24 protein-coding genes are annotated in these 23,416 nt (G+C 61.3%); 22 read left to right on the plus strand and 2 right to left on the minus strand.

Annotated elements, in window-relative coordinates; translation table 11 throughout:
- The first annotated feature begins 24 nt into the window (after nt 1–24).
- The 8 genes from QRN46_RS11590 to QRN46_RS11625 all read left to right on the plus strand — a co-directional run bounded on the left by QRN46_RS11590 (nt 25) and on the right by QRN46_RS11625 (nt 7,060).
- Complete coding sequence (locus QRN46_RS11590) at nt 25–210, plus strand: Trm112 family protein (RefSeq protein WP_003179363.1); 186 nt, start codon at nt 25–27, stop codon at nt 208–210.
- On the plus strand, nt 207–971 hold the full coding sequence (kdsB, locus tag QRN46_RS11595) for a 3-deoxy-manno-octulosonate cytidylyltransferase (RefSeq protein WP_285354733.1): 765 nt from the start codon (nt 207–209) through the stop codon (nt 969–971). Before QRN46_RS11590 ends, kdsB begins: the two co-directional genes overlap by 4 nt.
- Complete coding sequence (locus tag QRN46_RS11600) at nt 971–1,435, plus strand: low molecular weight protein-tyrosine-phosphatase (protein ID WP_007950772.1); 465 nt, start codon at nt 971–973, stop codon at nt 1,433–1,435. The genes kdsB and QRN46_RS11600 overlap by 1 nt, the downstream gene beginning before the upstream one ends.
- A complete protein-coding gene (murB, locus tag QRN46_RS11605; RefSeq protein WP_285354735.1) occupies nt 1,432–2,451 on the plus strand; it encodes a UDP-N-acetylmuramate dehydrogenase in 1,020 nt (339 codons plus the stop codon). The genes QRN46_RS11600 and murB overlap by 4 nt, the downstream gene beginning before the upstream one ends.
- Before the next feature lie 247 nt (nt 2,452–2,698).
- Nucleotides 2,699–3,169, plus strand: coding sequence for a (2Fe-2S)-binding protein (locus tag QRN46_RS11610; RefSeq protein ID WP_039770687.1), 471 nt, complete (start codon nt 2,699–2,701; stop codon nt 3,167–3,169).
- Complete coding sequence (locus QRN46_RS11615; RefSeq protein WP_285354740.1) at nt 3,166–5,487, plus strand: xanthine dehydrogenase family protein molybdopterin-binding subunit; 2,322 nt, start codon at nt 3,166–3,168, stop codon at nt 5,485–5,487. Before QRN46_RS11610 ends, QRN46_RS11615 begins: the two co-directional genes overlap by 4 nt.
- Entirely contained in the window at nt 5,487–6,467 is a 981-nt protein-coding gene (locus QRN46_RS11620) for an XdhC family protein (RefSeq protein WP_011335444.1), read from the plus strand. The genes QRN46_RS11615 and QRN46_RS11620 overlap by 1 nt, the downstream gene beginning before the upstream one ends.
- Nucleotides 6,464–7,060, plus strand: coding sequence for a nucleotidyltransferase family protein (locus tag QRN46_RS11625; RefSeq protein ID WP_201815910.1), 597 nt, complete (start codon nt 6,464–6,466; stop codon nt 7,058–7,060). Before QRN46_RS11620 ends, QRN46_RS11625 begins: the two co-directional genes overlap by 4 nt.
- A 67-nt stretch (nt 7,061–7,127) precedes the next feature.
- On the opposite strand, the gene rne is transcribed toward QRN46_RS11625, so the two are convergent.
- Nucleotides 7,128–10,358, minus strand: a complete 3,231-nt coding sequence (rne, locus tag QRN46_RS11630; RefSeq protein WP_285354744.1) for a ribonuclease E — start codon at nt 10,356–10,358, stop codon at nt 7,128–7,130.
- Between the two features lie 699 nt (nt 10,359–11,057).
- On the opposite strand from rne, the gene rluC reads away from it, so the two are divergent.
- From rluC to sppA, 3 genes are read left to right on the plus strand one after another with little or no spacing between them, the layout of a single operon-like run.
- Nucleotides 11,058–12,020 carry a 23S rRNA pseudouridine(955/2504/2580) synthase RluC gene (gene rluC / locus QRN46_RS11635; protein WP_011335441.1) on the plus strand — a complete coding sequence of 321 codons (963 nt, stop codon included), beginning with the start codon at nt 11,058–11,060 and terminating at the stop codon, nt 12,018–12,020.
- Complete coding sequence (locus QRN46_RS11640; RefSeq protein ID WP_041475397.1) at nt 12,007–12,669, plus strand: HAD-IA family hydrolase; 663 nt, start codon at nt 12,007–12,009, stop codon at nt 12,667–12,669. Before rluC ends, QRN46_RS11640 begins: the two co-directional genes overlap by 14 nt.
- A 24-nt stretch (nt 12,670–12,693) precedes the next feature.
- Entirely contained in the window at nt 12,694–13,683 is a 990-nt protein-coding gene (sppA, locus tag QRN46_RS11645) for a signal peptide peptidase SppA (protein WP_011335439.1), read from the plus strand.
- A 46-nt stretch (nt 13,684–13,729) separates the two neighbouring features.
- Here the strand turns inward: sppA and QRN46_RS11650 are convergent, their stop codons facing one another.
- A complete protein-coding gene (locus QRN46_RS11650) occupies nt 13,730–14,308 on the minus strand; it encodes a Maf family protein (protein WP_011335438.1) in 579 nt (192 codons plus the stop codon).
- Between the two features lie 106 nt (nt 14,309–14,414).
- Here QRN46_RS11650 and QRN46_RS11655 point away from each other — a divergent pair, with 106 nt between their 5' ends.
- From QRN46_RS11655 to QRN46_RS11705, 11 genes are all read left to right on the plus strand, one after another.
- On the plus strand, nt 14,415–14,942 hold the full coding sequence (locus tag QRN46_RS11655; protein ID WP_003204262.1) for a YceD family protein: 528 nt from the start codon (nt 14,415–14,417) through the stop codon (nt 14,940–14,942).
- Between the two features lie 13 nt (nt 14,943–14,955).
- Nucleotides 14,956–15,138 (plus strand): 50S ribosomal protein L32, encoded by a 183-nt coding sequence (gene rpmF, locus QRN46_RS11660; RefSeq protein WP_003179396.1) that lies wholly within the window; start codon nt 14,956–14,958, stop codon nt 15,136–15,138.
- Nucleotides 15,139–15,142: 4 nt separating this feature from the next.
- On the plus strand, nt 15,143–16,153 hold the full coding sequence (gene plsX, locus QRN46_RS11665) for a phosphate acyltransferase PlsX (protein WP_080511024.1): 1,011 nt from the start codon (nt 15,143–15,145) through the stop codon (nt 16,151–16,153).
- A gap of 125 nt (nt 16,154–16,278) precedes the next feature.
- Nucleotides 16,279–17,217, plus strand: a complete 939-nt coding sequence (fabD, locus tag QRN46_RS11670) for an ACP S-malonyltransferase (protein WP_011335436.1) — start codon at nt 16,279–16,281, stop codon at nt 17,215–17,217.
- Nucleotides 17,218–17,233: 16 nt separating this feature from the next.
- A complete protein-coding gene (gene fabG / locus QRN46_RS11675; protein WP_007950790.1) occupies nt 17,234–17,977 on the plus strand; it encodes a 3-oxoacyl-ACP reductase FabG in 744 nt (247 codons plus the stop codon).
- 196 nt (nt 17,978–18,173) lie between these two features.
- Entirely contained in the window at nt 18,174–18,410 is a 237-nt protein-coding gene (gene acpP, locus QRN46_RS11680) for an acyl carrier protein (protein WP_003175607.1), read from the plus strand.
- A gap of 108 nt (nt 18,411–18,518) precedes the next feature.
- On the plus strand, nt 18,519–19,763 hold the full coding sequence (gene fabF, locus QRN46_RS11685) for a beta-ketoacyl-ACP synthase II (RefSeq protein WP_041475396.1): 1,245 nt from the start codon (nt 18,519–18,521) through the stop codon (nt 19,761–19,763).
- Complete coding sequence (gene pabC / locus QRN46_RS11690; protein ID WP_011335434.1) at nt 19,763–20,578, plus strand: aminodeoxychorismate lyase; 816 nt, start codon at nt 19,763–19,765, stop codon at nt 20,576–20,578. Before fabF ends, pabC begins: the two co-directional genes overlap by 1 nt.
- A gap of 3 nt (nt 20,579–20,581) precedes the next feature.
- On the plus strand, nt 20,582–21,763 hold the full coding sequence (gene mltG / locus QRN46_RS11695) for an endolytic transglycosylase MltG (RefSeq protein WP_285354766.1): 1,182 nt from the start codon (nt 20,582–20,584) through the stop codon (nt 21,761–21,763).
- Between the two features lie 19 nt (nt 21,764–21,782).
- The gene (tmk, locus tag QRN46_RS11700) at nt 21,783–22,415 is read left to right on the plus strand and encodes a dTMP kinase (RefSeq protein WP_011335432.1); all 633 of its coding nucleotides are present in this window, start codon (nt 21,783–21,785) and stop codon (nt 22,413–22,415) included.
- Entirely contained in the window at nt 22,408–23,391 is a 984-nt protein-coding gene (locus QRN46_RS11705; RefSeq protein ID WP_201815900.1) for a DNA polymerase III subunit delta', read from the plus strand. Before tmk ends, QRN46_RS11705 begins: the two co-directional genes overlap by 8 nt.
- Nucleotides 23,392–23,416: the final 25 nt, after the last annotated feature.

Genomic DNA, 23,416 nt, shown 5'->3' on the forward strand with positions numbered 1-23,416 from the left:
TCCGTTTTTATCCAGGGAATGTTCATGGACACCAAATTGCTCGATATCCTCGCCTGCCCGGTCTGCAAAGGCCCGCTCAAACTCAGCGCCGACAAGACCGAACTGATCAGCAAGGGCGCCGGTCTGGCGTACCCGATCCGCGACGGCATCCCGGTCATGCTGGAAAGCGAAGCCCGTACCCTGACCACCGACGAGCGTCTGGATAAATGACCACCGCCTTCACCGTTGTCATCCCGTCGCGTTACGCCTCGACCCGCCTGCCGGGCAAGCCGCTGCTGGACATCGCCGGCAAGCCGATGATCCAGCACGTCTGGGAGCAGGCGAGCAAAAGCAGCGCCAGCCGTGTGGTGGTGGCGACCGACGATGCGCGGATTGTCGAGGCCTGCAAGGCCTTCGGCGCCGAAGTGGTGCTGACCCGTGAAGATCACAACTCCGGCACCGATCGTCTGGCTGAAGTGGCTGCCAAGCTGGGTCTGGAGCCGGATGCCATCGTGGTCAACGTGCAGGGTGACGAACCGCTGATCCCGCCGAGCGTGATCGATCAGGTCGCCGCCAACCTCGCGGCCCACACCGAAGCGCGCATGGCCACCTTGGCCGAGCCGATCGAAGACGTGGAAACCTTGTTCAACCCGAACGTGGTCAAGGTCGTCAGCGACCTCAACGGTCTGGCGCTGACCTTCAGTCGCGCGACCCTGCCATGGGCTCGCGATGCGTTCGCCAAGCGCCGCGACGTGCTGCCGGAAGGCGTACCGTATCGTCGCCACATCGGCATCTATGCCTACCGCGCCGGTTTCCTTCAGGACTTTGTGAGCTGGGGCCCGTGCTGGCTGGAAAACACCGAATCCCTCGAACAACTGCGTGCCCTGTGGCACGGCGTGCGGATTCATGTGGCTGACGCGTTGATCGCGCCGCCGACCGGGGTCGACACCGCCGAAGACCTCGAGCGCGTCCGTCGCCTGCTGGAGGCCTGATGCGCGTTCTGTTCGTGTGCCTGGGCAACATCTGCCGTTCGCCCACCGCCGAAGGCGTTTTGCGCCACAAGTTGCGCGAAGCGGGGCTGGCGGATCAGGTCGAAGTGGCCTCTGCCGGCACCGGTGACTGGCACGTCGGCAATCCGCCGGACAAGCGCAGTCAGGCTGCGGCCAAGCTGCGCGGTTATGACCTGTCGGCGCAACGCGCGCAGCAGGTCAGCCGCGCCGATTTCGCCAGTTACGACCTGATCCTCGCCATGGACAACAGCAACCTGCGCAACCTCAAGGCCTTGCAACCGTCCACCGGCAAGGCCGAGCTGGACCTGTTTCTGCGCCGCTATGCAGGCGTGGTCGACGAGGTGCCGGATCCGTACTACGACGGCGATCAGGGTTTCGAGCAGGTGCTGGATCTGATCGAGCGTGCCTGCGATCAGTTGCTGATCGAAGTGAAGGGGCGGTTATGAGTTTGCAGGTACAGCCGCAGGTTTCCCTGAAACCCTTCAATACCTTCGGCGTCGACGTTCGCGCGCAGCTGTTTGCCGAAGCCCACAGCGACGCCGATGTGCGCGAAGCCCTGGCATATGCGAGTGCCCATGATGTGCCGTTGCTGGTGATCGGCGGCGGCAGCAATCTGTTGCTCACGGCGGACATCCCGGCGCTGGTGCTGCGCATGGCCAGCCGTGGCATCAGCGTCATCAGCGACGACGGCAACCGCGTGGTGATCGAAGCCGAAGCTGGCGAGCCGTGGCACCCGTTCGTGCAGCACACGCTGGCGCAGGGTTTTGCCGGGCTGGAGAATCTCAGTCTGATCCCCGGCACTGTCGGCGCCGCGCCGATGCAGAACATCGGTGCCTACGGTGTCGAGATCAAGGATGTGTTCGCCGGCCTGACGGCGCTGGATCGCCAGACCGGCGAGCTGCGTGACTTCAGTCTGGAGGAGTGCCGGTTCGCCTACCGCGACAGCGTGTTCAAACAGCAGCCGGGTCGTTGGTTGATCCTGCGAGTGCGCTTCGCATTGAATCGAGTCGCGCATCTGCACCTGGAATACGGCCCGGTGCGGCAGCGCCTGACCGAGCAGGGCATCGAGCAGCCGACGCCGACGGATGTCAGCCGCGCCATTTGCAGCATCCGCAGTGAAAAACTGCCGGATCCGGCGGTGCTCGGCAATGCCGGCAGCTTCTTCAAGAACCCGCTGGTGTCGGCGGCCGTGGTCGCACAGATCAAGGCGCAGCACCCGGATCTGGTGGCCTACGCGCAACCGGACGGGCAGATGAAACTGGCGGCCGGCTGGTTGATCGAGCGAGCGGGCTGGAAAGGTTTCCGCGAGGCCGATGCCGGCGTGCATAAATTGCAGGCGCTGGTGCTGGTCAACTACGGCGCGGCGACCGGGCTGCAATTGCTCGATCTGGCCCAGCGCATCCAGAAAGACATTGCAGAACGTTTCAATGTCGAACTGGAAATGGAGCCCAATCGCTATTGAGGCTACGCTTTCAAGTCTGGACCCAAAGCCCTGCACTATTTAAAAAAGTGCAGGGCTTTTTTGTTAATCGCGGGTTAACGTAGCCAGCTAACGATACCAGCCATTTGCTTCACCAAAGGCCCGGTGCAGACGTTCCCGTCGGTACAAGAGAGCCTGATTAGCCTGAGCCGATCTGCGCGAACCACTACCGTCCCTGCGGTGGCAGATGGCTCGACCCCATAACCTCCAAGAATATGCGGGCGTGCCCATGATTACCCTGAAACTCAATGGTCAAGATCATCCACTCGATGTCACCGAGGACATGCCACTGTTGTGGGCGATCCGTGACGTCGCTGGCTACAACGGCACCAAGTTCGGCTGCGGCATGGGCCTGTGCGGTGCATGCACCATTCATATCGACGGCGCGCCGGCGCGCAGTTGCATCACCCCGATCGGTTCGGTGGTCGGGCAGAACGTGACCACCATCGACAACCTGCATGCCGACCCGGTCGGTCAGATCGTCCAGCAAGCCTGGCTCGACACCGCCGTGGCCCAATGCGGTTACTGCCAGGGCGGGCAGATCATGTCCGCCACCGCGTTGCTCAAGACCAACCCGAACCCGAGCGACGAGCAGATCGAAGAGGCGATGGTCGGCAACATCTGCCGCTGCGGCACCTACAACCGGATCAAGACCGCGATCCGTCAGGCATCCACTCACCTGAAGGAGGCCAAGGCATGAGCCGTCTACCGAACGATTTCGCCCTGAGCAACCTGAGCCGTCGGGGCTTCCTCAAGGGCGTCGGCGCCACCGGGGCGTTGGTGCTGGCGGCGAGCTGGGGCTGGCAGGATGCGCTGGCCGAAGACAAATCGAAGCAGTTCGGCGCCGACGGCATGCCCAACGGCTGGATCGACGATCCGAAGGTCTACGTCAGCATTGCCGCCGACGGCACGGTGACCGTGGTCTGTAACCGTTCGGAAATGGGCCAGGGCGTGCGCACCAGCCTGACCATGGTGGTTGCCGATGAGCTGGAAGCCGACTGGGCGCACGTCAAGGTTCAGCAGGCGCCGGGTGATGAAGTGCGCTTCGGCAACCAGGACACTGACGGCTCGCGCAGCATGCGTCACTGGTACGAACCGATGCGCCGTTGCGGCGCCGCCGCCCGGACCATGCTGGAACAAGCGGCCGCCGCCCAGTGGAAGGTGCCGGTCGGCGAATGCCGCGCGCAACTGCATAAAGTCATTCACACACCGTCCGGACGCGAGCTGGGTTACGGTGAGCTGGCCGCTGCGGCCAGTGCGCTGACGGTGCCGGCCCGTGACAGCCTGCGGCTAAAGCAGCCGTCGGAATTCCGCTATATCGGCAAGGAAGGTACCAAAGCCATCGACGGTGCCGACATCGTCAATGGTCGCGCGGTTTACGGGGCTGACGTGCATTTCGACGGCATGCTGTTTGCGGTGATTGCGCGTCCGGCGGTGTACGGTGGCAAGGTCAAATCGGTGGACGACAGCGCCGCGCTGAAAGTGCCGGGCGTCCTCAAAGTCATCCAGATCGAGCCTCGGCCATTGCCTTCCGAATTCCAGCCATTGGGCGGCGTGGCCGTGGTGGCCAGCAACACCTGGGCGGCATTGAAGGGCCGTGAAGCGCTGAAGATCGAGTGGGACGATGGCCCGAACGCCACTTATGACTCGGTCGCCTATCGCAAAGAGATCGAAGCCGCTTCGCTGAAACCGGGCAAAGTGGTGCGCAATACCGGTGACATCGACAAAGCCATCGGCAGCGCCGCCAGCACGCTGGAAGCCTCTTATTACTTGCCGCATCTGGCCCAGGCACCGATGGAGCCGATGGTCGCCATCGCCCGTTACAAGGATGGCACCTGCGAGGCCTGGGCACCGAGCCAGGCGCCGCAGGTCACCCGCGAGCGGATCGCCGAACGCCTGGGGCTGCCGTTCGATAACGTCACCTTCAATGTCACGCTGTTGGGCGGTGGTTTCGGGCGCAAGTCCAAACCGGACTTCGTCGTTGAAGCGGCCGTGCTCGCCAAGGAATTCCCTGGCAAGGCAGTGCGCGTGCAATGGACCCGGGAAGACGATATCCACAACTCGTATTTCCACACGGTGTCCGCCGAATACCTCAAGGCCGGCGTCGGCAAGGACGGCTTGCCGTCTGCCTGGTTGCACCGCACGGTGGCGCCGAGCATCACCGCGCTGTTTGCGCCGGGCATGAACCACGAGGCCGCATTCGAACTGGGCATGGGCTTTACCAACATGGCCTACGCGATTCCCAACGTGCGCCTGGAAAACCCTGAAGCCACGGTTCATACGCGGGTGGGCTGGTATCGCTCGGTGTCGAACATTCCCCATGGTTTTGCGATCCAGAGTTTCGTCGACGAACTGGCGCACAAGGCCAAGGAAGATCCGCTCAAGTACCAGATCAAACTGCTCGGCCCGGATCGGCAGATCGACCCACGCACGCTCAGTGAAGAATGGAATTACGGCGAATCCCCCGAGCGTTATCCGATCGACACCGGGCGCATGCGCACCGTGCTGGAAACGGCAGCCAAGGCGGCGGGTTGGGGTCGTCAACTGCCCAAGGGTCGTGGTCTCGGATTGGCCGTGCATTACAGCTTCGTCACCTACGTGGCGGCGGTGATCGAAGTCGAGGTCAAGGACGACGGCACGCTGATCGTGCACAAGGCCGATATCGCCGTGGATTGCGGCCCGCAGATAAACCCCGAGCGCATCCGTTCGCAGTTCGAAGGCGCCTGTGTGATGGGCCTGGGCAACGCGGTGTGGGGCGAAATCAGCTTCAAGGACGGCAAGGTGCAGCAAGACAACTTCCATATGTATGAAGTGGCGCGTATGTCGCTGGCGCCGAAGGAAGTTGCGGTGCATCTGGTGACGCCGCCGGGCGAGGTGCCGTTGGGCGGTGTCGGTGAGCCGGGCGTGCCGCCGATTGCGCCGGCGCTGTGCAACGCGATCTTCGCCGCTACCGGTCAGCGCATTCGCAACCTGCCGGTGCGTTACCAGTTGCAGGGCTGGCAAAAGGCGCAAGCGTGATGGACAGCGCCGATCTGAATGTCCTGCGCAGTGTGCTCGAATGGCGTCGTGCCGGGCAGCGAGTGATGTTATTCAGCGTGGTGCAGACCTGGGGCACCGCGCCCCGAGCGCCCGGCGCAATGCTCGCGTTGCGCGAAGATGGCGTGGTGATCGGCTCGGTGTCCGGCGGTTGCGTCGAGGACGATCTGATCGCCCGGCTGCACGACGGACGGATTCCCGCCGACGGGCCGCCGGTGCAGTTGATTACCTACGGCGTGACGCAGGAAGAGGCGGCGCGTTTCGGCCTGCCGTGCGGCGGTACTCTGCGCCTGACTGAGGAGCGAGTCGGCGATCCGGCGTGGGTCGCCGAGTTGCTGGATCGCTGCGAAGCCCACGAAATCGTCGCTCGCGAGCTGAACATCGGCACTGGTGAGGTGGTGCTGCGACCGGCCGGCAAGAGCGACGCCTTGAGTTTCGACGGCCAGACTTTGCGTGCCATTTACGGCCCGCGCTGGCGCCTGCTGTTGATCGGCGCCGGGCAGTTGTCGCGGTACGTGGCCGAGATGGCGCGGCTGCTGGATTTCGAAGTGCTGATCTGTGATCCGCGCACCGAATTCGTCTATGGCTGGGAAGAGCAGCATGGGCGGTTTGTCCCCGGCATGCCGGATGAAGCGGTGCTGAATATCCAGACCGATGAGCGCACGGCGATTGTCGCGCTGACTCACGATCCACGTCTGGACGACATGGCGCTGCTCACGGCGCTCGACTCCAAAGCGTTCTACGTCGGTGCGCTCGGCTCGCGGATCAACAGCCGCAAGCGTCGGGAAAATCTCGCTGAGCTAGGCTTGTCAGAAGCGGCCATCGCCCGTTTGCACGGGCCGATCGGTTTGCATATTGGCAGCCATTCCCCGGCGGAAATCGCCCTGTCGCTGTTGGCGGAAATCGTCGCGATCAAGAATGGTGTCGAGCTCAAGCAGAAGAAGACAGTGGAGAGTGTATGAGCCGATCCATCGGAGTGATTGTGCTGGCAGCGGGCGAGGGCAGCCGCTTTCGCAAAGTGGCGGGCGCCGACAAGGACAAGCTGCTGGCCGATTGCACCGGGCGCGATGGCGCGGTGCGTTCGGTTATCGAGCAGGTGCTGGTGAATCTGCCGGCGAGCCTTGATCAGCGAGTGCTGGTAACGACCGAGGCGCGACCGCAGGCGATGCGCATGGCGCAGGCTTACGGGTGTGACATTGTCGCGATCGAGTCCATGGGAATGGGCGATAGCATCGCGGCGGGTGTGGCGGCTTGCCCGGATGCCGATGGCTGGCTGATTGTGCTGGGGGATATGCCGTTCATCCTGCCGTCGAGTATTGAGCGGGTCGTGGCGGCGATTGCCGAGGATGCGGTCAGCGTACCGACGTTGAACGGTGATTATGGGCATCCGGTCGGGTTTGGTCGCTCGTTCGCCGCAGGATTGATGGCATTGTCCGGTGATCGGGGCGCGCGGCCGTTGTTCGCCCAAGGGCGGGTGATTGAAGTCGCGGTGGATGATCCGGGTGTGTTGTGGGATATCGATGTGCCCGACGCGCTGGTTTTCCCGCCGTCCTGATAAAACCTTGAGATATAAAAAAGCCCCGCCTGGATCACCAGACGGGGCTTTTTAGTGGCTTCTGGAATCAGACGAGGGGTTTAGGCTCGTGTTCTTTTTCCTGAGCCTCTGCGTGTTGCTCGACCGCTTCCTGAACGGAGCGTGGTGCTTCGGCAATCACGGCTTCAACGGCCACTTCCTCAGCGACCGGGGCAGGAGCCGCCTCGACCACTTCGGCAGCTGGAGCAGCAGCGGCGGCAGCGGCAGCCAGTTCGGCTTCCTTCTGCAGACGCTCTTCTTCACGCTTGCGACGACGCACTTCACGCGGGTCGTTCGGCGCGCGGCCGCTTGGGGTCAGGGCGCTGACCGGAGCAGCTTCAACCACAGGGGCTGGCGCTTCGGCAACCACTGGCGCCTCGATGACCGGTGCTTCTGCGACAGGAGTCGGTTCGGCAACCACCACTGGCTCGGCAGCCTTGGCTTCTTCAACAACAGGCGCTTCAACCACTGGCGCTGGTGTTTCAGTGACAGCCGGCTCGGCGACCCAGTTGAACGCGGTCTGTTCTTCGCGAACTTCACGCACGGTTTCGGTCACGGTTTCAGCGCCGGTTTCGACAACCGACTCTTCAACTACGGCTGGTGCTTCGAAGGTCACCGCTGGTTCGGCAGCTGCTTCAACCTGAGGCTGAGCTTCGCGAACCGGAGCCACTTCGACTTCCGGAGCGGCAGCTGCTTCTACCGGAGTGGTTGCTTCAACAACCGGCGCTTCTACTGGAGCAGTTTCCAGGGTTGCAGCGGTGGCGCGTTCAGCTTGCTCGTGGGCCTGAGCTTCAGCCGGAGCGCTGATCACGGTGCTGGCAACAGCAGCGGTAACAGCCAGACCAGCAGCCAGATCGGCAGTGCTTGGCGCCTGGGCGTTTTCGCCGGACTCGGACTCTTCCGAACCTTCGATCACGTTGCCGTTGGCATCACGCTGACGCTCGCGACGGTTGCTGCGACGACGCTGACCACGGGAGCGGCGGCGTGGACGATCGCCTTCGGCGTTCTCCGAACCGTCTTCCGGCAGTTGCTCTTCGTTGGTGGTGATTTCTTCTTCAGCGACGGCAGCAGCGGCCTGTTCGGCGCGCGGTTGACGCTCTTCGCGCGGAGGACGTGGCGCACGCTCTTCACGTGGCTGACGGGCCGGACGCTCTTCAGCGGTGGCGGCGGCAGCAACGGCCGGAGCGGCATCCAGCGGCTCGCGCAGTTCACGTACGCGTTCTTCACGCTCGCCACGCGGCTTGCGATCTTCACGCGGAGCACGTGGTGCACGTTCTTCACGAGGGGCGCGTGGTGCGCGTTCTTCGCGGGCTACCGGTGCTTCGTCACGGGATTCGCGTGGCTCGCGGACTTCACGTGGTTCGCGCGGTTGACGCTCTTCTCGCGGCTCACGTGGTGCGCGCTCTTCACGCGGTGCACGTTCTTCGCGCGGTTTGCGTTCTTCATCGCGGCGACCGTTACGGTTGCGGCTCTGCTGACGACCGTTGCGACGCTCTTCGTTGCGGGCCGGACGCTCGGTGGCAGGTTTTTCAACCACCACCGGAGCAACTGGCTCTTCCTTGGTGGCGAACAGGCTGACCAGCGACTTCACCAGGCCTTTGAACAGGCTTGGCTCTGGCGCGGCAACCGGAGCAGGTGCCGGGGCCGGTGCGGCGACTTCGGTCGGAACCGGAGCGTTGGCGCGAGCCGGAGCGGTCTTGACCGCGGCTTCCTGGCGAACCAGGGTGCGGGTCGCGGCGGCTGGCTGAACGTCTTCGACATCGGCAGCGGCGGCAGCGATTTCGTAGCTGGACTGGTTGGTCGCGGCTTCCGGGCTGTCGTCACGCAGACGCTGAACTTCGAAATGCGGGGTTTCGAGGTGATCGTTCGGCAGGATGACAATGCGGGCGCGGGTGCGCAGTTCGATCTTGGTGATCGAGTTGCGTTTTTCGTTGAGCAGGAACGCGGCCACCGGGATCGGCACTTGAGCGCGAACTTCGGCGGTACGGTCTTTCAGGGCTTCTTCTTCGATCAGGCGCAGGATCGCCAGGGACAGGGATTCGACGTCACGGATGATGCCGGTGCCGCTGCAACGCGGGCAGACGATGCCGCTGCTTTCGCCCAGCGAAGGACGCAGGCGCTGACGGGACATTTCCAGCAGGCCGAAGCGCGAGATGCGACCGATCTGCACGCGAGCGCGGTCGGCTTCCAGGCATTCGCGGACTTTCTCTTCCACGGCGCGCTGGTTCTTGGCAGGGGTCATGTCGATGAAGTCGATGACGATCAGGCCGCCGATGTCGCGCAGGCGCAACTGACGGGCGATTTCTTCGGCGGCTTCAAGGTTGGTCTGCAGGGCGGTTTCTTCGATGTCGCTGCCTTTGGTGGCGCGCGCCGAGTTGATGTCGATGGACACCAGGGCTTCGGTCGGATCGATGACGATGGAGCCGCCGGACGGCAGTTCGACGACGCGCTGGAAAGCGGTCTCGATCTGGCTTTCGATCTGGAAACGGTTGAACAGCGGAACGCTGTCTTCATACAGCTTGATCTTGCTGGCGTACTGCGGCATCACCTGGCGGATGAAGGTCAGGGCTTCGTCCTGGGCTTCAACACTGTCGATCAGCACTTCGCCGATGTCCTGGCGCAGGTAATCGCGGATCGCGCGGATGATCACGTTGCTTTCCTGGTAGATCAGGAATGGCGCGGAACGATCCAGCGAGGCTTCCTTGATAGCGGTCCAGAGTTGCAGCAGGTAATCGAGGTCCCACTGCATTTCTTCGCTGCTGCGGCCAAGGCCTGCAGTGCGCACGATCAGACCCATGTCGGCTGGCGCGACCAGGCCGTTCAGCGCTTCACGCAGTTCGTTGCGCTCTTCGCCTTCGATGCGACGGGAGATGCCGCCGGCACGCGGGTTGTTCGGCATCAGAACGAGGTAACGACCGGCCAGGCTGATGAAGGTGGTCAGGGCTGCGCCCTTGTTGCCACGTTCTTCTTTTTCGACCTGAACGATGACTTCCTGGCCTTCGCTCAGGACGTCCTTGATGTTGACGCGGCCTTCAGGGGCTTTCTTGAAGTATTCGCGGGAGATTTCTTTGAGGGGCAGGAAGCCGTGGCGCTCGGAGCCGAAATCGACAAAGGCAGCCTCAAGGCTTGGTTCGATGCGAGTGATGCGGCCTTTATAGATGTTGGCCTTCTTCTGCTCGCGTGCACCGGATTCGATGTCCAGGTCGTAGAGGCGCTGGCCATCTACCAGTGCAACACGCAACTCTTCGGGTTGAGTTGCGTTAATCAGCATTCTTTTCATGTAGTACCGTCGGTTTCCGGGCTGCCGGAAACGGCGTTCGGCACACACGACTTCTCACGGTCGGTGTCAGGTGCGTCGGGAGTGGTTGGCCATTCCCGTGTCCAGCGATGTCCGGCCAATTGGGCCGTTATCGCGACGTACGCGTCCTGCTTGCTGTGGCTACTTAAGCACTCAGTCAGGAGGAGGAATCAACCGGTGGCTGTGGACGAGATGAAGCGTCTTGATAAAGCCTGTTGCTACACAGTCCAGCGGTTGTGCATCTCCACCCTACACGTATCCCTGATAATTCGGGTGCTGCCGCGCGCAGAATCCGCAGCGGGTTGGCATTTACCGTGAGCTCCGAAAGGGGAGGTCACGCATCATGGCTAATTCAGGCGGTGTTTCCGGAGCCTTCGCTCGGGGTCATCCGCGGCTGACTGCACTTTGTGAACTGGCCGTGAATATGGCTCGCGTGGCGAGTGAAAACTCTGCTTTGCGGCGTGATTCAGGCCTCATGTCACCTGCGCTTGTTACAGCTGCAAACTCCACCGTTACGTAGCAAAAGCCCCGTAGGACGGCCTCGCGTCCTGGTGAATTGCGTTGGTCAGGGCCGGTTTTTGACCGTGGTTCCGCTGTCCAGGCCGCTTTTGGCGGCGTTCGCGACTATAGCAGCAATGATTAAGTGCTTCAATTCCATAAAAAATTGTTATTATCCGCGCCATGACGACTACTGCCCCCTCGACTCCAGGCGTTCAACTGCTTGAGGTCTCGCCGGAATATGCCGGCCAACGAATCGACAATTTCCTCCTCGCCCGGCTCAAAGGCGTGCCCAAGACCTTGATTTACCGCATTTTGCGCAAGGGCGAAGTGCGCGTGAACAAGGGTCGGATCAAGCCCGAATACAAGCTGCAGGCCGGCGATATCGTGCGCGTGCCGCCGGTGCGCGTGCCTGAGCGTGACGAACCGGTGCCTTTGGCCCAAGGCCTGTTGCAGCGCCTGGAAGCCTCGATTGTCTACGAAGACAAGGCCCTGATCGTGATCAACAAACCGGCCGGCATTGCGGTTCACGGTGGCAGCGGCCTGAATTACGGCGTTATCGAAGCCTTTCGTCAGTTGCGCCCCGATGCCAAGGAGCTCGAGTTGGTTCACCGTCTCGATCGCGATACCTCCGGCCTGCTGATGATCGCCAAGAAACGCAGCATGTTGCGTCACTTGCATGCCGCGTTGCGCGGTGACGGTGTCGACAAGCGCTACATGGCGCTGGTTCGCGGCAACTGGGCGACCTCGATCAAGCAAGTTCGCGCGGCGCTCGGCAAGAGCAATCTGCGCTCCGGTGAGCGCATGGTCGAGGTCGACGAGGAGGAGGGCAAGGAGTCTGTGACCGTGTTCAAGGTTCTGCGTCGCTTTGGCGATTTTGCCACTTTGATCGAGGCCAAGCCGATTACCGGTCGCACGCACCAGATCCGCGTCCACACGTTGCACGCCGGACACTGCATTGCTGGTGACACCAAATACGGCGATGACAATTTCAGTAAGGAAATCCGTGATCTAGGCGGCAAGCGCCTGTTCTTGCACGCCTACATGTTGACCGTGCCGCTGCCCGATGGCGGTGAACTCAAGTTGCAGGCGCCGGTCGATGAAATGTGGGCCAAGACTGTGGAGCGATTGAGTGCGCCCATCTGATTACAAACTGCTGATTTTTGATTGGGACGGCACGCTGGCCGATTCCATTCATCGGATTGTCGAGGCGATGCACTCGGCGTCCGGGCGTTCAGGTTTCGAGTTGCGTGATGATTTTGCAGTCAAAGGCATTATTGGTCTGGGCTTGCCCGAGGCGATCCGCACGCTGTATCCCGAAATCAGCGATGCCGAAATGACCTTGTTCCGCGAGTATTACGCCGATCACTACATCGCTGCAGAAGCCGTACCTTCGCCGTTGTTCGAAGGCGTAGTCGAGTCGATGGAGTCCTTTCGCGAGCAGGGCTATCACCTGGCGGTCGCGACCGGCAAGAATCGTCGCGGGCTGGATCGGGTGCTCAAGGCCAATGGCTGGGAAGATTATTTCGATATCACCCGTGCTGCCGATGAAACTGCGAGCAAGCCGCACCCTCTGATGCTGGAGCAGATCCTCGCTCACTGCGGTGTGCGTGCCGAGCAGGCGCTGATGGTCGGTGACTCGTCCTTCGATCTGTTGATGGCGCGCAATGCGGGGATGGATTCGGTGGCGGTCAGCTATGGCGCGCAATCGATCGAATCGCTGCAACAGTTCGAGCCGCGACTGTCGATCGACCATTTTTCCGAATTGCATGCCTGGCTGGGGCAGCAGGCTTAATACGTTTTTGCTGGGGTGGATGGCATGACCGACGAATGGAAAGCACCGGCCAAGGCAACTGCCGACGACGGTGATGCGAAAAGCTGGAAGCTCCTGGAAAAGACCCTGCTGGCCGGCGTGCAGGAGCAACGTCGTTCGCGGCGCTGGGGCATCTTCTTCAAGCTGTTGACCTTTATTTATCTGTTTGTTGCGTTGATTCTGTTTACGCCGTTGATGGATATGGAGAAAAGCGCCACGCGCAGTGGCAACTACACCGCATTGATCGACGTTACCGGCATGATCGCTGATAAAGAACCTGCCAGTGCCGACAATATCGTAGGTAGTCTGCGCGCGGCGTTCGAGGACAAGAAGGTCAAGGGCGTAATCCTGCGCATCAATAGTCCGGGCGGCAGTCCGGTGCAGTCGGGTTACGTGTATGACGAGATCAAGCGTCTGCGCGGCCTGCACCCCGACACCAAGCTGTACGCGGTGATTTCCGACCTGGGCGCTTCCGGTGCCTATTACATTGCCAGTGCGGCGGATCAGATCTATGCCGACAAGGCCAGTCTGGTGGGTTCCATTGGTGTGACGGCAGCCGGTTACGGCTTTGTCGGCACCATGGAGAAGCTTGGTGTCGAGCGCCGCACTTACACTTCCGGCGAGCACAAGGCTTTCCTCGATCCGTTCCAGCCGCAGAAGCCGGAAGAGACGGCGTTCTGGCAAAGTGTGCTGGATACCACGCACAAGCAGTTCATCAACAGCGTCAAGCAGGGGCGTGGCGATCGACTGAAGGACAAGGAGCATCCGGAGCTGTTCTCCGGGCTGGTCTGGTCGGGTGAGCAAGCGTTACCGCTGGGCTTGATCGATGGCTTGGGCAATGCGAGTTCGGTGGCGCGTGATGTGATTGGCGAAAAAGAGCTGGTGGACTTCACCGTTCAGGAATCGCCGTTCGACCGCTTCTCGAAGAAGCTCGGAGCAAGCGTTGCCGAAAAACTGGCAATGTGGATGGGTTTCAACGGCCCGTCGTTACGCTGATCGAATGCTGCAAGAAAAACCGGCCTGAGGGCCGGTTTTTTGTGGGTCAGGGAATCTGTACGCCTTCCGCCAGCAGCATGTCGATCAGGCGAATCAGTGGCAGGCCGATCAGGCTGGTAGCGTCCGGGCCTTCGGTGGATTGAAACAGGCTAACGCCCAGTCCCTCGGCCTTGAAGCTGCCGGCGCAGTCGTAGGGCTGCTCGGCGCGCAGATAGCGCTCGACGCGGGCCTGATCCAGTACGCGCATGTGCACGGTGAAAGGCACGCAGTCGACCTGGCAGTGGCCCGTCTGGCTGTTGAGCAGGGCAAGGCCGGTGAGGAAGGTCACGCTGGCGCCACTGGCGGCCATCAGTTGTTCGCGAGCGTTCTCGAAGGTGTGTGGCTTGCCGATGATGCGCTCGCCGAGTACCGCAACCTGGTCGGAGCCGATGATCAGATGAGCAGGGTGGCTGTCGGCCAAAGCTCGGGCCTTTTGTTCGGCGAGGCGCTTGACCAGCTCGATTGCCGACTCGTCCGGGCGATGGCTTTCATCGATATCCGGCGAGCTGCAGACGAACGGCAGGCGCAGGCGGCTGAGCAATTCCCGACGATAGGTCGAGCTTGAAGCGAGTAATAAAGGCAGCATTCGCATCTCCAGAGGCAGGCGACAGATTCTAGCGGAGCCGCGCAAGTGACGGACAGGGCACAATTTCCTTTGACATGGGTGGGTGCATCCCTATAATGCTGCGCCTATGTTGAATGACCCGATTCCACCTCACGTTGACCCGCGCAAATTGGCTGACCGTGGCACCACCCTTCAAGGTGAACTGCTGCTGGCCGATTTGAAGAGACTCTGCGACCCGCTTTCCGACGATGTCGGTACGGTGCAGGCCAAATTCGTTTTTGAACGAGATGAACGTAAATCTGTGGTGATCCACAGCTTTATCGACACCGAAGTCAAAATGGTTTGCCAGCGTTGTCTTGAGCTGGTCACCCTGCCGATCCACAGCGAATGCAGTTACGCTGTTGTGAAGGAGGGTGCGAATACCCAGTCGTTACCGAAAGGTTATGACGTGCTGGAACTGGGCGAAGATCCATTGGATCTGCAGTCACTGATCGAGGAGGAGCTTCTGCTCGCCTTGCCCATTGTGCCTGCTCATCATCCGGAAGAATGCCAGCAGCCGGCGGGAGCAGATGAGCCCGAACCGAGCGAGGACGAGGTAACGCGGTCCAACCCGTTCAGTGTATTGGCGCAGTTAAAGCGTGACCCAAACGTTTAGGAGTTAATCAATTATGGCTGTTCAGCAGAACAAAAAATCCCGCTCTGCCCGTGACATGCGCCGTTCGCACGACGCTCTCGAGGCTAGCACCCTGTCTGTAGAAAAAACCACTGGTGAAGTTCACCTGCGTCACCACGTATCGCCAGAAGGCGTATACCGTGGCCGTAAAGTGATCGACAAGGGCGCTGACGAGTAATCACTTGTCCGCTCAAGTCATCGCGATTGACGCAATGGGCGGGGACTTCGGTCCCCGCAGCATTGTTCAGGCCAGCCTTGCTTGCCTTTCTGCTACGCCCTCGCTGCACCTGACCCTCGTCGGTCAACCCTCCCTTCTTGAAGAACTGATCACTGGCCAATCGGCTGCCGATCGCGCGCGCCTGACGATTGTTCCGGCGTCCGAAGTCATCACCATGGACGAAAAACCTGCCCAGGCCCTGCGTGGCAAGCCGGACTCGTCGATGCGTGTCGCCCTCGAGTTGCTGCGTGACGGCAAGGTTCAGGCCTGTGTCAGTGCCGGCAATACCGGTGCGTTGATGGCCCTGTCGCGATTTGTGCTCAAGACCCTGCCGGGGATTGATCGTCCGGCCATGGTCGCTGCGATTCCTACTCAGAAAGGCTACTGCCAGTTGCTCGATCTGGGCGCCAACGTCGATTGCAGTGCCGAGCACTTGTTGCAGTTCGCCGTGATGGGGTCCGTGGCGGCGCAGACCTTGGGCATTGCCCGCCCGCGCGTTGCGCTGCTGAATATCGGCACCGAAGACATCAAGGGCAATCAGCAGGTCAAGCTGGCTGCGACGTTGTTGCAGGCGGCCCGGGGCATCAATTACATCGGTTTCATTGAGGGTGACGGCTTGTATCGCGGCGAGGCGGACGTGGTGGTTTGCGACGGTTTCGTCGGCAATATCCTGCTCAAGTCCAGCGAAGGCCTGGCGACCATGATCGCTGCACGCATCGAGGCGTTGTTCAAAAAGAATCTTGCTTCCCGCGCGGTCGGCGCACTGGCGCTGCCATTGATGAGGCGACTGCAGGCTGATCTGGCACCCGCGCGACACAATGGCGCAAGCTTCCTCGGTTTGCAGGGTATTGTCGTGAAAAGTCACGGTTCGGCCGGAGTTCAGGGATTTCAAAGTGCCATTCAGCGGGCGCTGATCGAGATTCAGGAGAATCTTCCCGAGCGCCTGCACGGCCGTCTGGAGGATTTGTTGTCTTAGGCGTTTTCGTCGGACAATGCTTAAATGTGACCGCCCGGTTCAAAGGGCCATCCAACTGTCAGTTTCTTGCGTCCCTCTAGCGGGATGCCATTTTTCCGACGACAAGATCATTAGGGGCTTGTTACATGTCTGCTTCCCTCGCATTCGTCTTTCCAGGACAGGGTTCGCAGTCCCTCGGCATGCTGGCCGAGCTGGGCGCGCAACATCCACTGATCCTCGAAACCTTCAAAGAAGCATCCGATGCTCTGGGCTATGACCTGTGGGCGCTGACCCAGCAGGGTCCGGAAGAGCTGCTCAATCAAACCGACAAAACCCAGCCGGCCATTCTGACCGCTTCGGTCGCCTTGTGGCGTCTGTGGCTGGCGGAAGGTGGCGCGCGTCCGGCCTTCGTTGCCGGTCACAGCCTGGGTGAATACAGCGCGCTGGTCGCTGCCGGCAGTCTGAGCCTGGCTGACGCGGTAAAACTCGTCGAGCGCCGTGGCCAGTTGATGCAGGAAGCCGTTCCGGCCGGTCAGGGCGGCATGGCTGCCATCCTCGGTCTGGAAGATGCCGACGTGCTGGCGGCCTGTGCTGAAGCGGCGCAAGGCGAAGTGGTCAGTGCGGTGAACTTCAACTCCCCGGGCCAGGTGGTGATCGCCGGTGCCAAGGCAGCCGTTGAGCGCGCCATCGAAGGCTGCAAGGCCCGTGGCGCCAAGCGTGCCATGCCGCTGCCGGTCAGCGTGCCGTCGCACTGTGAACTGATGCGCCCGGCTGCCGAGCGTTTCGCCGAGTCCATCGCTGCCATCGACTGGCAGGCGCCGCAGATCCCGGTGGTACAGAACGTAAGCGCCCAGGTGCCGGCGGATCTGGAAACCCTCAAGCGTGATCTGCTGGAGCAGCTTTACAAGCCGGTCCGCTGGGTCGAGTCCGTACAGACCCTGGCCGCCAAAGGCGCGACCAATCTGGTCGAGTGCGGCCCTGGCAAGGTGCTGGCCGGTCTGAACAAACGTTGCGCCGAAGGCGTTTCGACTTCCAACCTCAATACCCCAGACGCTTTCGCTGCTGCTCGCGCAGCGGCTGTCTGAATCAGGAGAAGCTTGCATGAGTCTGCAAGGTAAAGTTGCACTGGTCACCGGCGCAAGCCGTGGCATCGGCCAGGCTATCGCACTGGAACTGGGTCGTCAGGGCGCCATTGTTGTTGGCACCGCGACTTCCGCTTCGGGCGCCGAGCGCATTGCTGCGACCCTGAAGGAAAACGGCATACAGGGCGCAGGTTTCGAACTGAACGTCACCAGCGACGAATCGGTTACCAAAGTGCTGGCGAGCATCCAGGAGCAATTCGGTGCGCCGGTGGCGATTCTGGTCAACAATGCCGGCATCACCCGCGATAATCTGATGATGCGCATGAAAGACGACGAGTGGTACGACGTGATCGATACCAACCTGAACAGTCTGTATCGCCTGTCCAAGGGCGTTCTGCGCGGCATGACCAAGGCGCGTTGGGGCCGAATTATCAGTATTGGCTCGGTGGTGGGTGCCATGGGCAACGCTGGCCAAGTAAACTATGCAGCCGCCAAGGCCGGTCTGGAAGGTTTCAGCCGTGCCATGGCGCGTGAAGTCGGTTCGCGTTCGATTACGGTCAACTCGGTAACCCCAGGGTTCATCGACACCGATATGACTCGCGAGCTGCCTGAAGCACAGCGTGAAGCCTTGCAGACGCAGATTCCGCTGGGTCGTCTGGGACAAGCTCAAGAGATCGCGTCCGTGGTCGCTTTTCTTGCATCCGACGGTGCGGCATACGTGACCGGGGCTACAATCCCGGTTAACGGCGGGATGTACATGTAATTCAAATGTGACGGATTGCTTCAAAAAAATGTCATACGAGCTGTCTAAAATCCGTTATAAAGCTGCAATCTATTTATAGGCAGAGGGCCGCAGGGTTTGAGGAGTGAAGCTTTCAGTTGAAAAGCTGAAAAGTCTTTCTATACACTTACCCACTGGCCAGCTGCCTGAATTTGTCCATTAGGAGTGAAAACAAGGTATGAGCACCATCGAAGAGCGCGTCAAGAAAATCGTTGCCGAGCAACTGGGTGTTAAAGAAGAAGAAGTGGTCAACACCGCTTCCTTCGTAGAAGACCTGGGTGCCGACTCCCTTGACACCGTTGAGCTGGTGATGGCTCTGGAAGAGGAATTCGAGACCGAAATCCCTGACGAAGAAGCTGAGAAGATCACTACTGTACAAGCTGCAATCGACTACGTTACTAGCCACCAGGCGTAATAGTTTGTAATCGTTGCTTGCTGTCATGGAAAAACCGCACTGCCATCATGGCGTGCGGTTTTTTCTTTAGGCCTGATGCAAAGTCGTCATTTGAAAAAGGAGAGTGCTGTGTCGCGTAGACGCGTCGTAGTCACCGGTATGGGTATGTTGTCGCCACTGGGCACGGATGTGCCGAGCAGTTGGCAGGGCATTCTGGCTGGCCGCAGTGGCATTGGTCTGATCGAACACACCGACCTTTCTGCCTATTCCACCCGCTTTGGCGGCTCGGTAAAGGGCTTCAATGTCGAGGAATACCTGTCGGTCAAGGAAGCGCGCAAGCTCGACCTGTTCATTCAGTACGGTCTGGCGGCCGGCTTTCAAGCCGTACGCAATGCCGGTCTGGAAGTCACCGATGCCAACCGTGAACGCATCGGCGTGGCCATGGGGTCGGGTATCGGCGGTCTGACCAACATCGAAGAAACCAGCCGCACCCTGCACGAGACTGGCCCACGCCGGATTTCTCCGTTCTTTGTGCCTGGCTCGATCATCAATATGATTTCCGGTTTCCTGTCCATCCACCTGGGTGCACAGGGGCCTAACTATGCCATCGCCACGGCGTGTACCACCGGTACGCACTGCATCGGCATGGCGGCGCGCAACATCATGTACGACGAAGCCGACGTGATGATTGCCGGCGGTGCCGAGATGGCCGCGTGCGGTCTGGGCATGGGCGGCTTCGGTGCTTCCCGTGCGCTGTCGACCCGCAACGACGAGCCGACCCGCGCCAGCCGTCCGTGGGACAAGGGCCGTGACGGCTTCGTGCTGTCCGACGGCGCCGGTGCGCTGGTGCTCGAAGAGCTCGAGCACGCCAAGGCCCGTGGCGCGACCATCTACGCCGAGCTGATCGGTTTCGGCACCAGTGGCGACGCCTTCCACATGACTTCGCCACCCGCCGACGGCGCCGGTGCTGCACGCTGCATCACCAACGCGCTGCGCGATGCGAAGATCAACGTCGATCAAGTTCAATACATCAACGCCCACGGCACTTCGACCCCGGCCGGCGACCTTGCCGAAGCCAACGCGATCAAGTCGGTGTTCGGTGATCACGCCTACAAACTGGCAGTCAGCTCCACCAAGTCCATGACCGGTCACCTGCTGGGTGCGGCGGGCGCGGTCGAGGCGATCTTCAGCGTCCTGGCGATCAACAGCCAGGTGGCGCCACCGACCATCAACCTCGAAGAGCCGGACGAAGGCTGCGACCTCGATTTCGTGCCGCACACCGCGCGCAATATGGATATCGATGTCGTGCTGTCCAACTCGTTCGGGTTTGGCGGCACCAACGGCACGCTGGCGTTCCGTCGGTTCGCCGGCTGATGGACTGCTGGGTCGACGGTCTGCCGGCTGACGCTCTGTCGCTGAAAGATCGCGGCCTGGCTTACGGCGACGGTCTGTTCGAGACCATCGCCGTGCGAGGTGGCCAGCCATTGCTGCTGGATCGGCATCTGACGCGTCTGGCCGACGGCTGTGCACGTCTGGCCATTGCCGCCGACATCGAGCGGGTTCGCCATGAGCTGCAATCCTATGCCGCCGCGATGGGTGAGGGCGTGCTCAAACTCATCCTCACCCGTGGCGACGGATTGCGCGGTTATGCACCGGATCCTTCGGCGCAGGGCCGACGCATTCTGCAAGGCAATCCTCCCGCCGCTTACCCGGCTGCCTACGCCGAGCAGGGCGTTCGCCTTTTCCCGTGCAGCACGCGTTTGTCGATTCAGCCGTTGCTTGCCGGGCTCAAACACCTCAATCGACTGGAGCAGGTCATTGCCCGCGCCGAATGGCAGGACAGTGAGCATGCCGAAGGTTTGATGCTCGACCAGGCCGGTCGGGTAATCGAAGGTGTGTTCAGCAATCTGTTTCTGGTGCGTGACGGTGTGCTGATCACGGCGGACCTGAAACGCTGCGGCGTAGCCGGTGTGATGCGCGCAGAAATATTGTTTCAGGCCAAGTCCCTGGGCATTCCCGTACAAATCACCGACATCCCCCTCGAACAGCTGCAATGGGCCGATGAAGTCTTTGTCTGCAATAGCGTGTATGGCGTCTGGCCGGTACGCGCCTGTGCTGCTCTGAGCTGGCCGGTTGGCCCGCTCACCCGTAAACTGCAAACCATTGCCCGCGCGCTACTGGATGCCTGATTCGTGAGACGTAAACTTTTGCTGCTGCTGGAAACCGGACTGGTTCTGGCAGGGCTGCTGTTGGGCGCCAGCGCCTGGAAGATTCATTCGGCACTGGAACAGCCCCTGAACATCACGCAGGAAGAACTGCTGGATGTGCCCAAGGGATCCACCCCGACCCGTACTTTTCTTGGACTTGAAGCCGATGGCGTCATCAAGGACGCGTTCTGGCTGCGGGTCTACTGGCGTTTCAATCTGGCCGGCACGCCGATTCACAGTGGTGAATACCGCATGCAGCCGGGCATGACCGTCAACGGCCTGATCGACCTGTGGAAGCGCGGCGATGTGGTTCAGTACAGCCTGACCCTGGTCGAAGGCTGGAATTTCCATCAAGTGCGCGCCGCGCTGGCCAAAGATGAAAAGATCGAGCAGACCCTCAACGGTCTGAGCGACAGTGATGTGATGGCCAAAATCGGTCACAAGGGCCTGTTCCCTGAAGGGCGCTTCTTCCCCGACACCTACCGCTTCGTGCGCGGTGTGACCGATACCGAACTGCTGAAAAAAGCCTTTGATCGCCTTGACGAAGTGCTGGCCAAGGAGTGGGAGAAACGCTCCGCCGACGTGCCTTACACCGAGCCTTATCAGGCGCTGATCATGGCGTCGCTGGTGGAGAAAGAAACCGGCGTGCCTCAAGAACGTGGCCAGATTGCCGGCGTCTTCGTGCGCCGAATGGCGTTGGGCATGCAGTTGCAGACCGATCCGACGGTGATCTACGGCCTGGGTGACCGCTACAACGGCAAACTGACCCGCGCCCATCTCAAGGAAGCCACGCCGTACAACACGTACATGATTCCCGGCCTGCCGCCGACGCCGATCGCCATGGTCGGACGTGAAGCCATTCACGCGGCTCTCAACCCGGTGGATGGCACCAGCCTCTACTTCGTGGCCCGTGGCGATGGCAGCCACGTGTTCTCCGATGATCTGGACGCGCACAACAACGCGGTGCGCGAATACCAGCTCAAGCGGCGCGCGGATTACCGCTCCAGCCCGGCGCCTGCAACAGCGCCCGACGCCGCTCCGGCAGCCGAGGAGGCGATTCCTGCCGCCTCGCCCGATACCGCACCGGAATCGTTGCCGCAGCCGCCTGCTCAAGCGCCTGCGCCGACGCCGGAACCGGAAGCCTCCGCTCCCCAAAACACGCAATGACTTTGATTAAGGACTGCCTGTGACTGGCTTGTTTATTACCCTGGAAGGCCCGGAAGGCGCCGGCAAAAGCACCAACCGCGAATACCTCGCCGAGCGCCTGCGCGCCGCCGGTATCGAAGTGGTGCTGACCCGCGAGCCCGGCGGTACACCGCTGGCCGAGCGCATTCGTGAGGTGTTGCTGGCCCCGGTCGACGAAGTGATGAACCCGGACACCGAGCTGCTGCTGGTGTTCGCCGCCCGTGCCCAGCATCTGGCCGAAGTCATTCGCCCGGCACTGGCCCGTGGTGCGGTGGTGCTGTGTGACCGTTTCACCGATTCGACTTATGCCTATCAGGGTGGCGGTCGCGGTTTGTCGCTGGAGCGCATCGCGGCGCTTGAGACTTTCGTGCAGGGCGACCTGCGTCCCGACCTGACGCTGATTTTCGATCTGCCGGTGGAAATCGGCCTGGCCCGCGCAAGTGCCCGAGGTCGTCTGGATCGTTTCGAGCTGGAAGGCCGTGAGTTTTTCGAGGCCGTGCGCAATGCGTTCCTCAAGCGTGCCGAAGACGATCCGGCGCGTTACGTGCGGATCGACGCCGGTCAGCCGTTGGTCAAGGTTCAACAATCGCTGGATACCCTGATTCCGAATTTGCTGGAGCTGAGCCGTGGCTGAGGCCTATCCGTGGCAGGACAGCCTCTGGCAGCAACTGGCGGGGCGCACTCAGCATGCCCACGCTTATCTGCTGCACGGCCCGGCCGGGATCGGCAAGCGCGCGCTGGCCGAGCGGCTGATGGCCAGCCTGCTGTGCCAGCGTCCGACGCCTGAAGCCTGCGGCGAATGCAAATCCTGCCTGCTGCTCAAGGCCGGCAGCCATCCGGACAATTACATCCTCGAACCGGAAGAAGCGGACAAGGCGATCAAGGTCGACCAGGTGCGCGATCTGGTCAGTTTCGTGGTGCAGACCGCGCAACTGGGCGGGCGCAAGGTGGTGCTGATCGAGCCGGTGGAGTCGATGAACATCAACGCCGCCAACGCCTTGCTCAAGAGCCTTGAAGAGCCGTCCGGCGATACCGTGCTGTTGCTGGTCAGCCACCAGCCGAGCCGGTTGTTGCCGACCATCAAGAGCCGCTGCGTGCAACAGGCCTGTCCGCTGCCGAGCGAATCCGTGAGCCTGCAATGGCTGGCTCAGGCACTGCCGGAATGTTCCGAAGACGAACGTGTCGAACTGCTGACCCTGGCCGCCGGCTCGCCGTTGGCCGCCGTCACGTTGCAGGGGCAGGGCGTACGTGAACAGCGCGCGCAGGTGGTGGAAGGCGTGAAGAAGCTGCTCAAGCAGCAGCAATCGCCGACGCAACTGGCCGAGGAGTGGAAAAACATTCCGATGCTGCGGCTGTTCGACTGGTTCTGCGACTGGTCGAGCCTGATCCTGCGCTATCAATTGACCCAGGATGAAGCAGGCCTCGGCCTGACCGACATGCGCAAGGTCGTGCAGTACCTGGCGCAGAAAAGTGCCCAGCCTAAAGTGCTGGATATTCAGGACTGGATCCTCGCCCAGCGTCAGAAAGTCCTGAGCAAGGCCAACCTCAATGCGGCGTTGCTGCTGGAAGCGTTGCTGGTGCAATGGGCGAGCTTGCCTGGCCAAAGATAAGAATGTGTACCTAGACTCTGAACAT

It is taken from the genome of Pseudomonas sp. lyk4-R2A-10 (assembly GCF_030209075.1).
Lineage (GTDB): Bacteria > Pseudomonadota > Gammaproteobacteria > Pseudomonadales > Pseudomonadaceae > Aquipseudomonas > Aquipseudomonas glycinae.

What these genes read in the sequence shown, in the direction of transcription:
- QRN46_RS11650 (WP_011335438.1), bottom strand. Translation starts at nt 14,308, where the DNA reads ATGCTGCCTTTATTACTCGCTTCAAGCTCGACCTATCGTCGGGAATTG.
- QRN46_RS11625 (WP_201815910.1), top strand. Translation starts at nt 6,464, where the DNA reads ATGAGCCGATCCATCGGAGTGATTGTGCTGGCAGCGGGCGAGGGCAGC.
- murB (WP_285354735.1), top strand. Translation starts at nt 1,432, where the DNA reads ATGAGTTTGCAGGTACAGCCGCAGGTTTCCCTGAAACCCTTCAATACC.
- sppA (WP_011335439.1), top strand. Translation starts at nt 12,694, where the DNA reads ATGACCGACGAATGGAAAGCACCGGCCAAGGCAACTGCCGACGACGGT.
- QRN46_RS11590 (WP_003179363.1), top strand. Translation starts at nt 25, where the DNA reads ATGGACACCAAATTGCTCGATATCCTCGCCTGCCCGGTCTGCAAAGGC.
- QRN46_RS11655 (WP_003204262.1), top strand. Translation starts at nt 14,415, where the DNA reads ATGTTGAATGACCCGATTCCACCTCACGTTGACCCGCGCAAATTGGCT.
- acpP (WP_003175607.1), top strand. Translation starts at nt 18,174, where the DNA reads ATGAGCACCATCGAAGAGCGCGTCAAGAAAATCGTTGCCGAGCAACTG.
- QRN46_RS11600 (WP_007950772.1), top strand. Translation starts at nt 971, where the DNA reads ATGCGCGTTCTGTTCGTGTGCCTGGGCAACATCTGCCGTTCGCCCACC.
- rne (WP_285354744.1), bottom strand. Translation starts at nt 10,358, where the DNA reads ATGAAAAGAATGCTGATTAACGCAACTCAACCCGAAGAGTTGCGTGTT.
- rpmF (WP_003179396.1), top strand. Translation starts at nt 14,956, where the DNA reads ATGGCTGTTCAGCAGAACAAAAAATCCCGCTCTGCCCGTGACATGCGC.
- pabC (WP_011335434.1), top strand. Translation starts at nt 19,763, where the DNA reads ATGGACTGCTGGGTCGACGGTCTGCCGGCTGACGCTCTGTCGCTGAAA.
- kdsB (WP_285354733.1), top strand. Translation starts at nt 207, where the DNA reads ATGACCACCGCCTTCACCGTTGTCATCCCGTCGCGTTACGCCTCGACC.
- QRN46_RS11620 (WP_011335444.1), top strand. Translation starts at nt 5,487, where the DNA reads ATGGACAGCGCCGATCTGAATGTCCTGCGCAGTGTGCTCGAATGGCGT.
- QRN46_RS11615 (WP_285354740.1), top strand. Translation starts at nt 3,166, where the DNA reads ATGAGCCGTCTACCGAACGATTTCGCCCTGAGCAACCTGAGCCGTCGG.
- fabG (WP_007950790.1), top strand. Translation starts at nt 17,234, where the DNA reads ATGAGTCTGCAAGGTAAAGTTGCACTGGTCACCGGCGCAAGCCGTGGC.
- QRN46_RS11610 (WP_039770687.1), top strand. Translation starts at nt 2,699, where the DNA reads ATGATTACCCTGAAACTCAATGGTCAAGATCATCCACTCGATGTCACC.
- fabD (WP_011335436.1), top strand. Translation starts at nt 16,279, where the DNA reads ATGTCTGCTTCCCTCGCATTCGTCTTTCCAGGACAGGGTTCGCAGTCC.
- rluC (WP_011335441.1), top strand. Translation starts at nt 11,058, where the DNA reads ATGACGACTACTGCCCCCTCGACTCCAGGCGTTCAACTGCTTGAGGTC.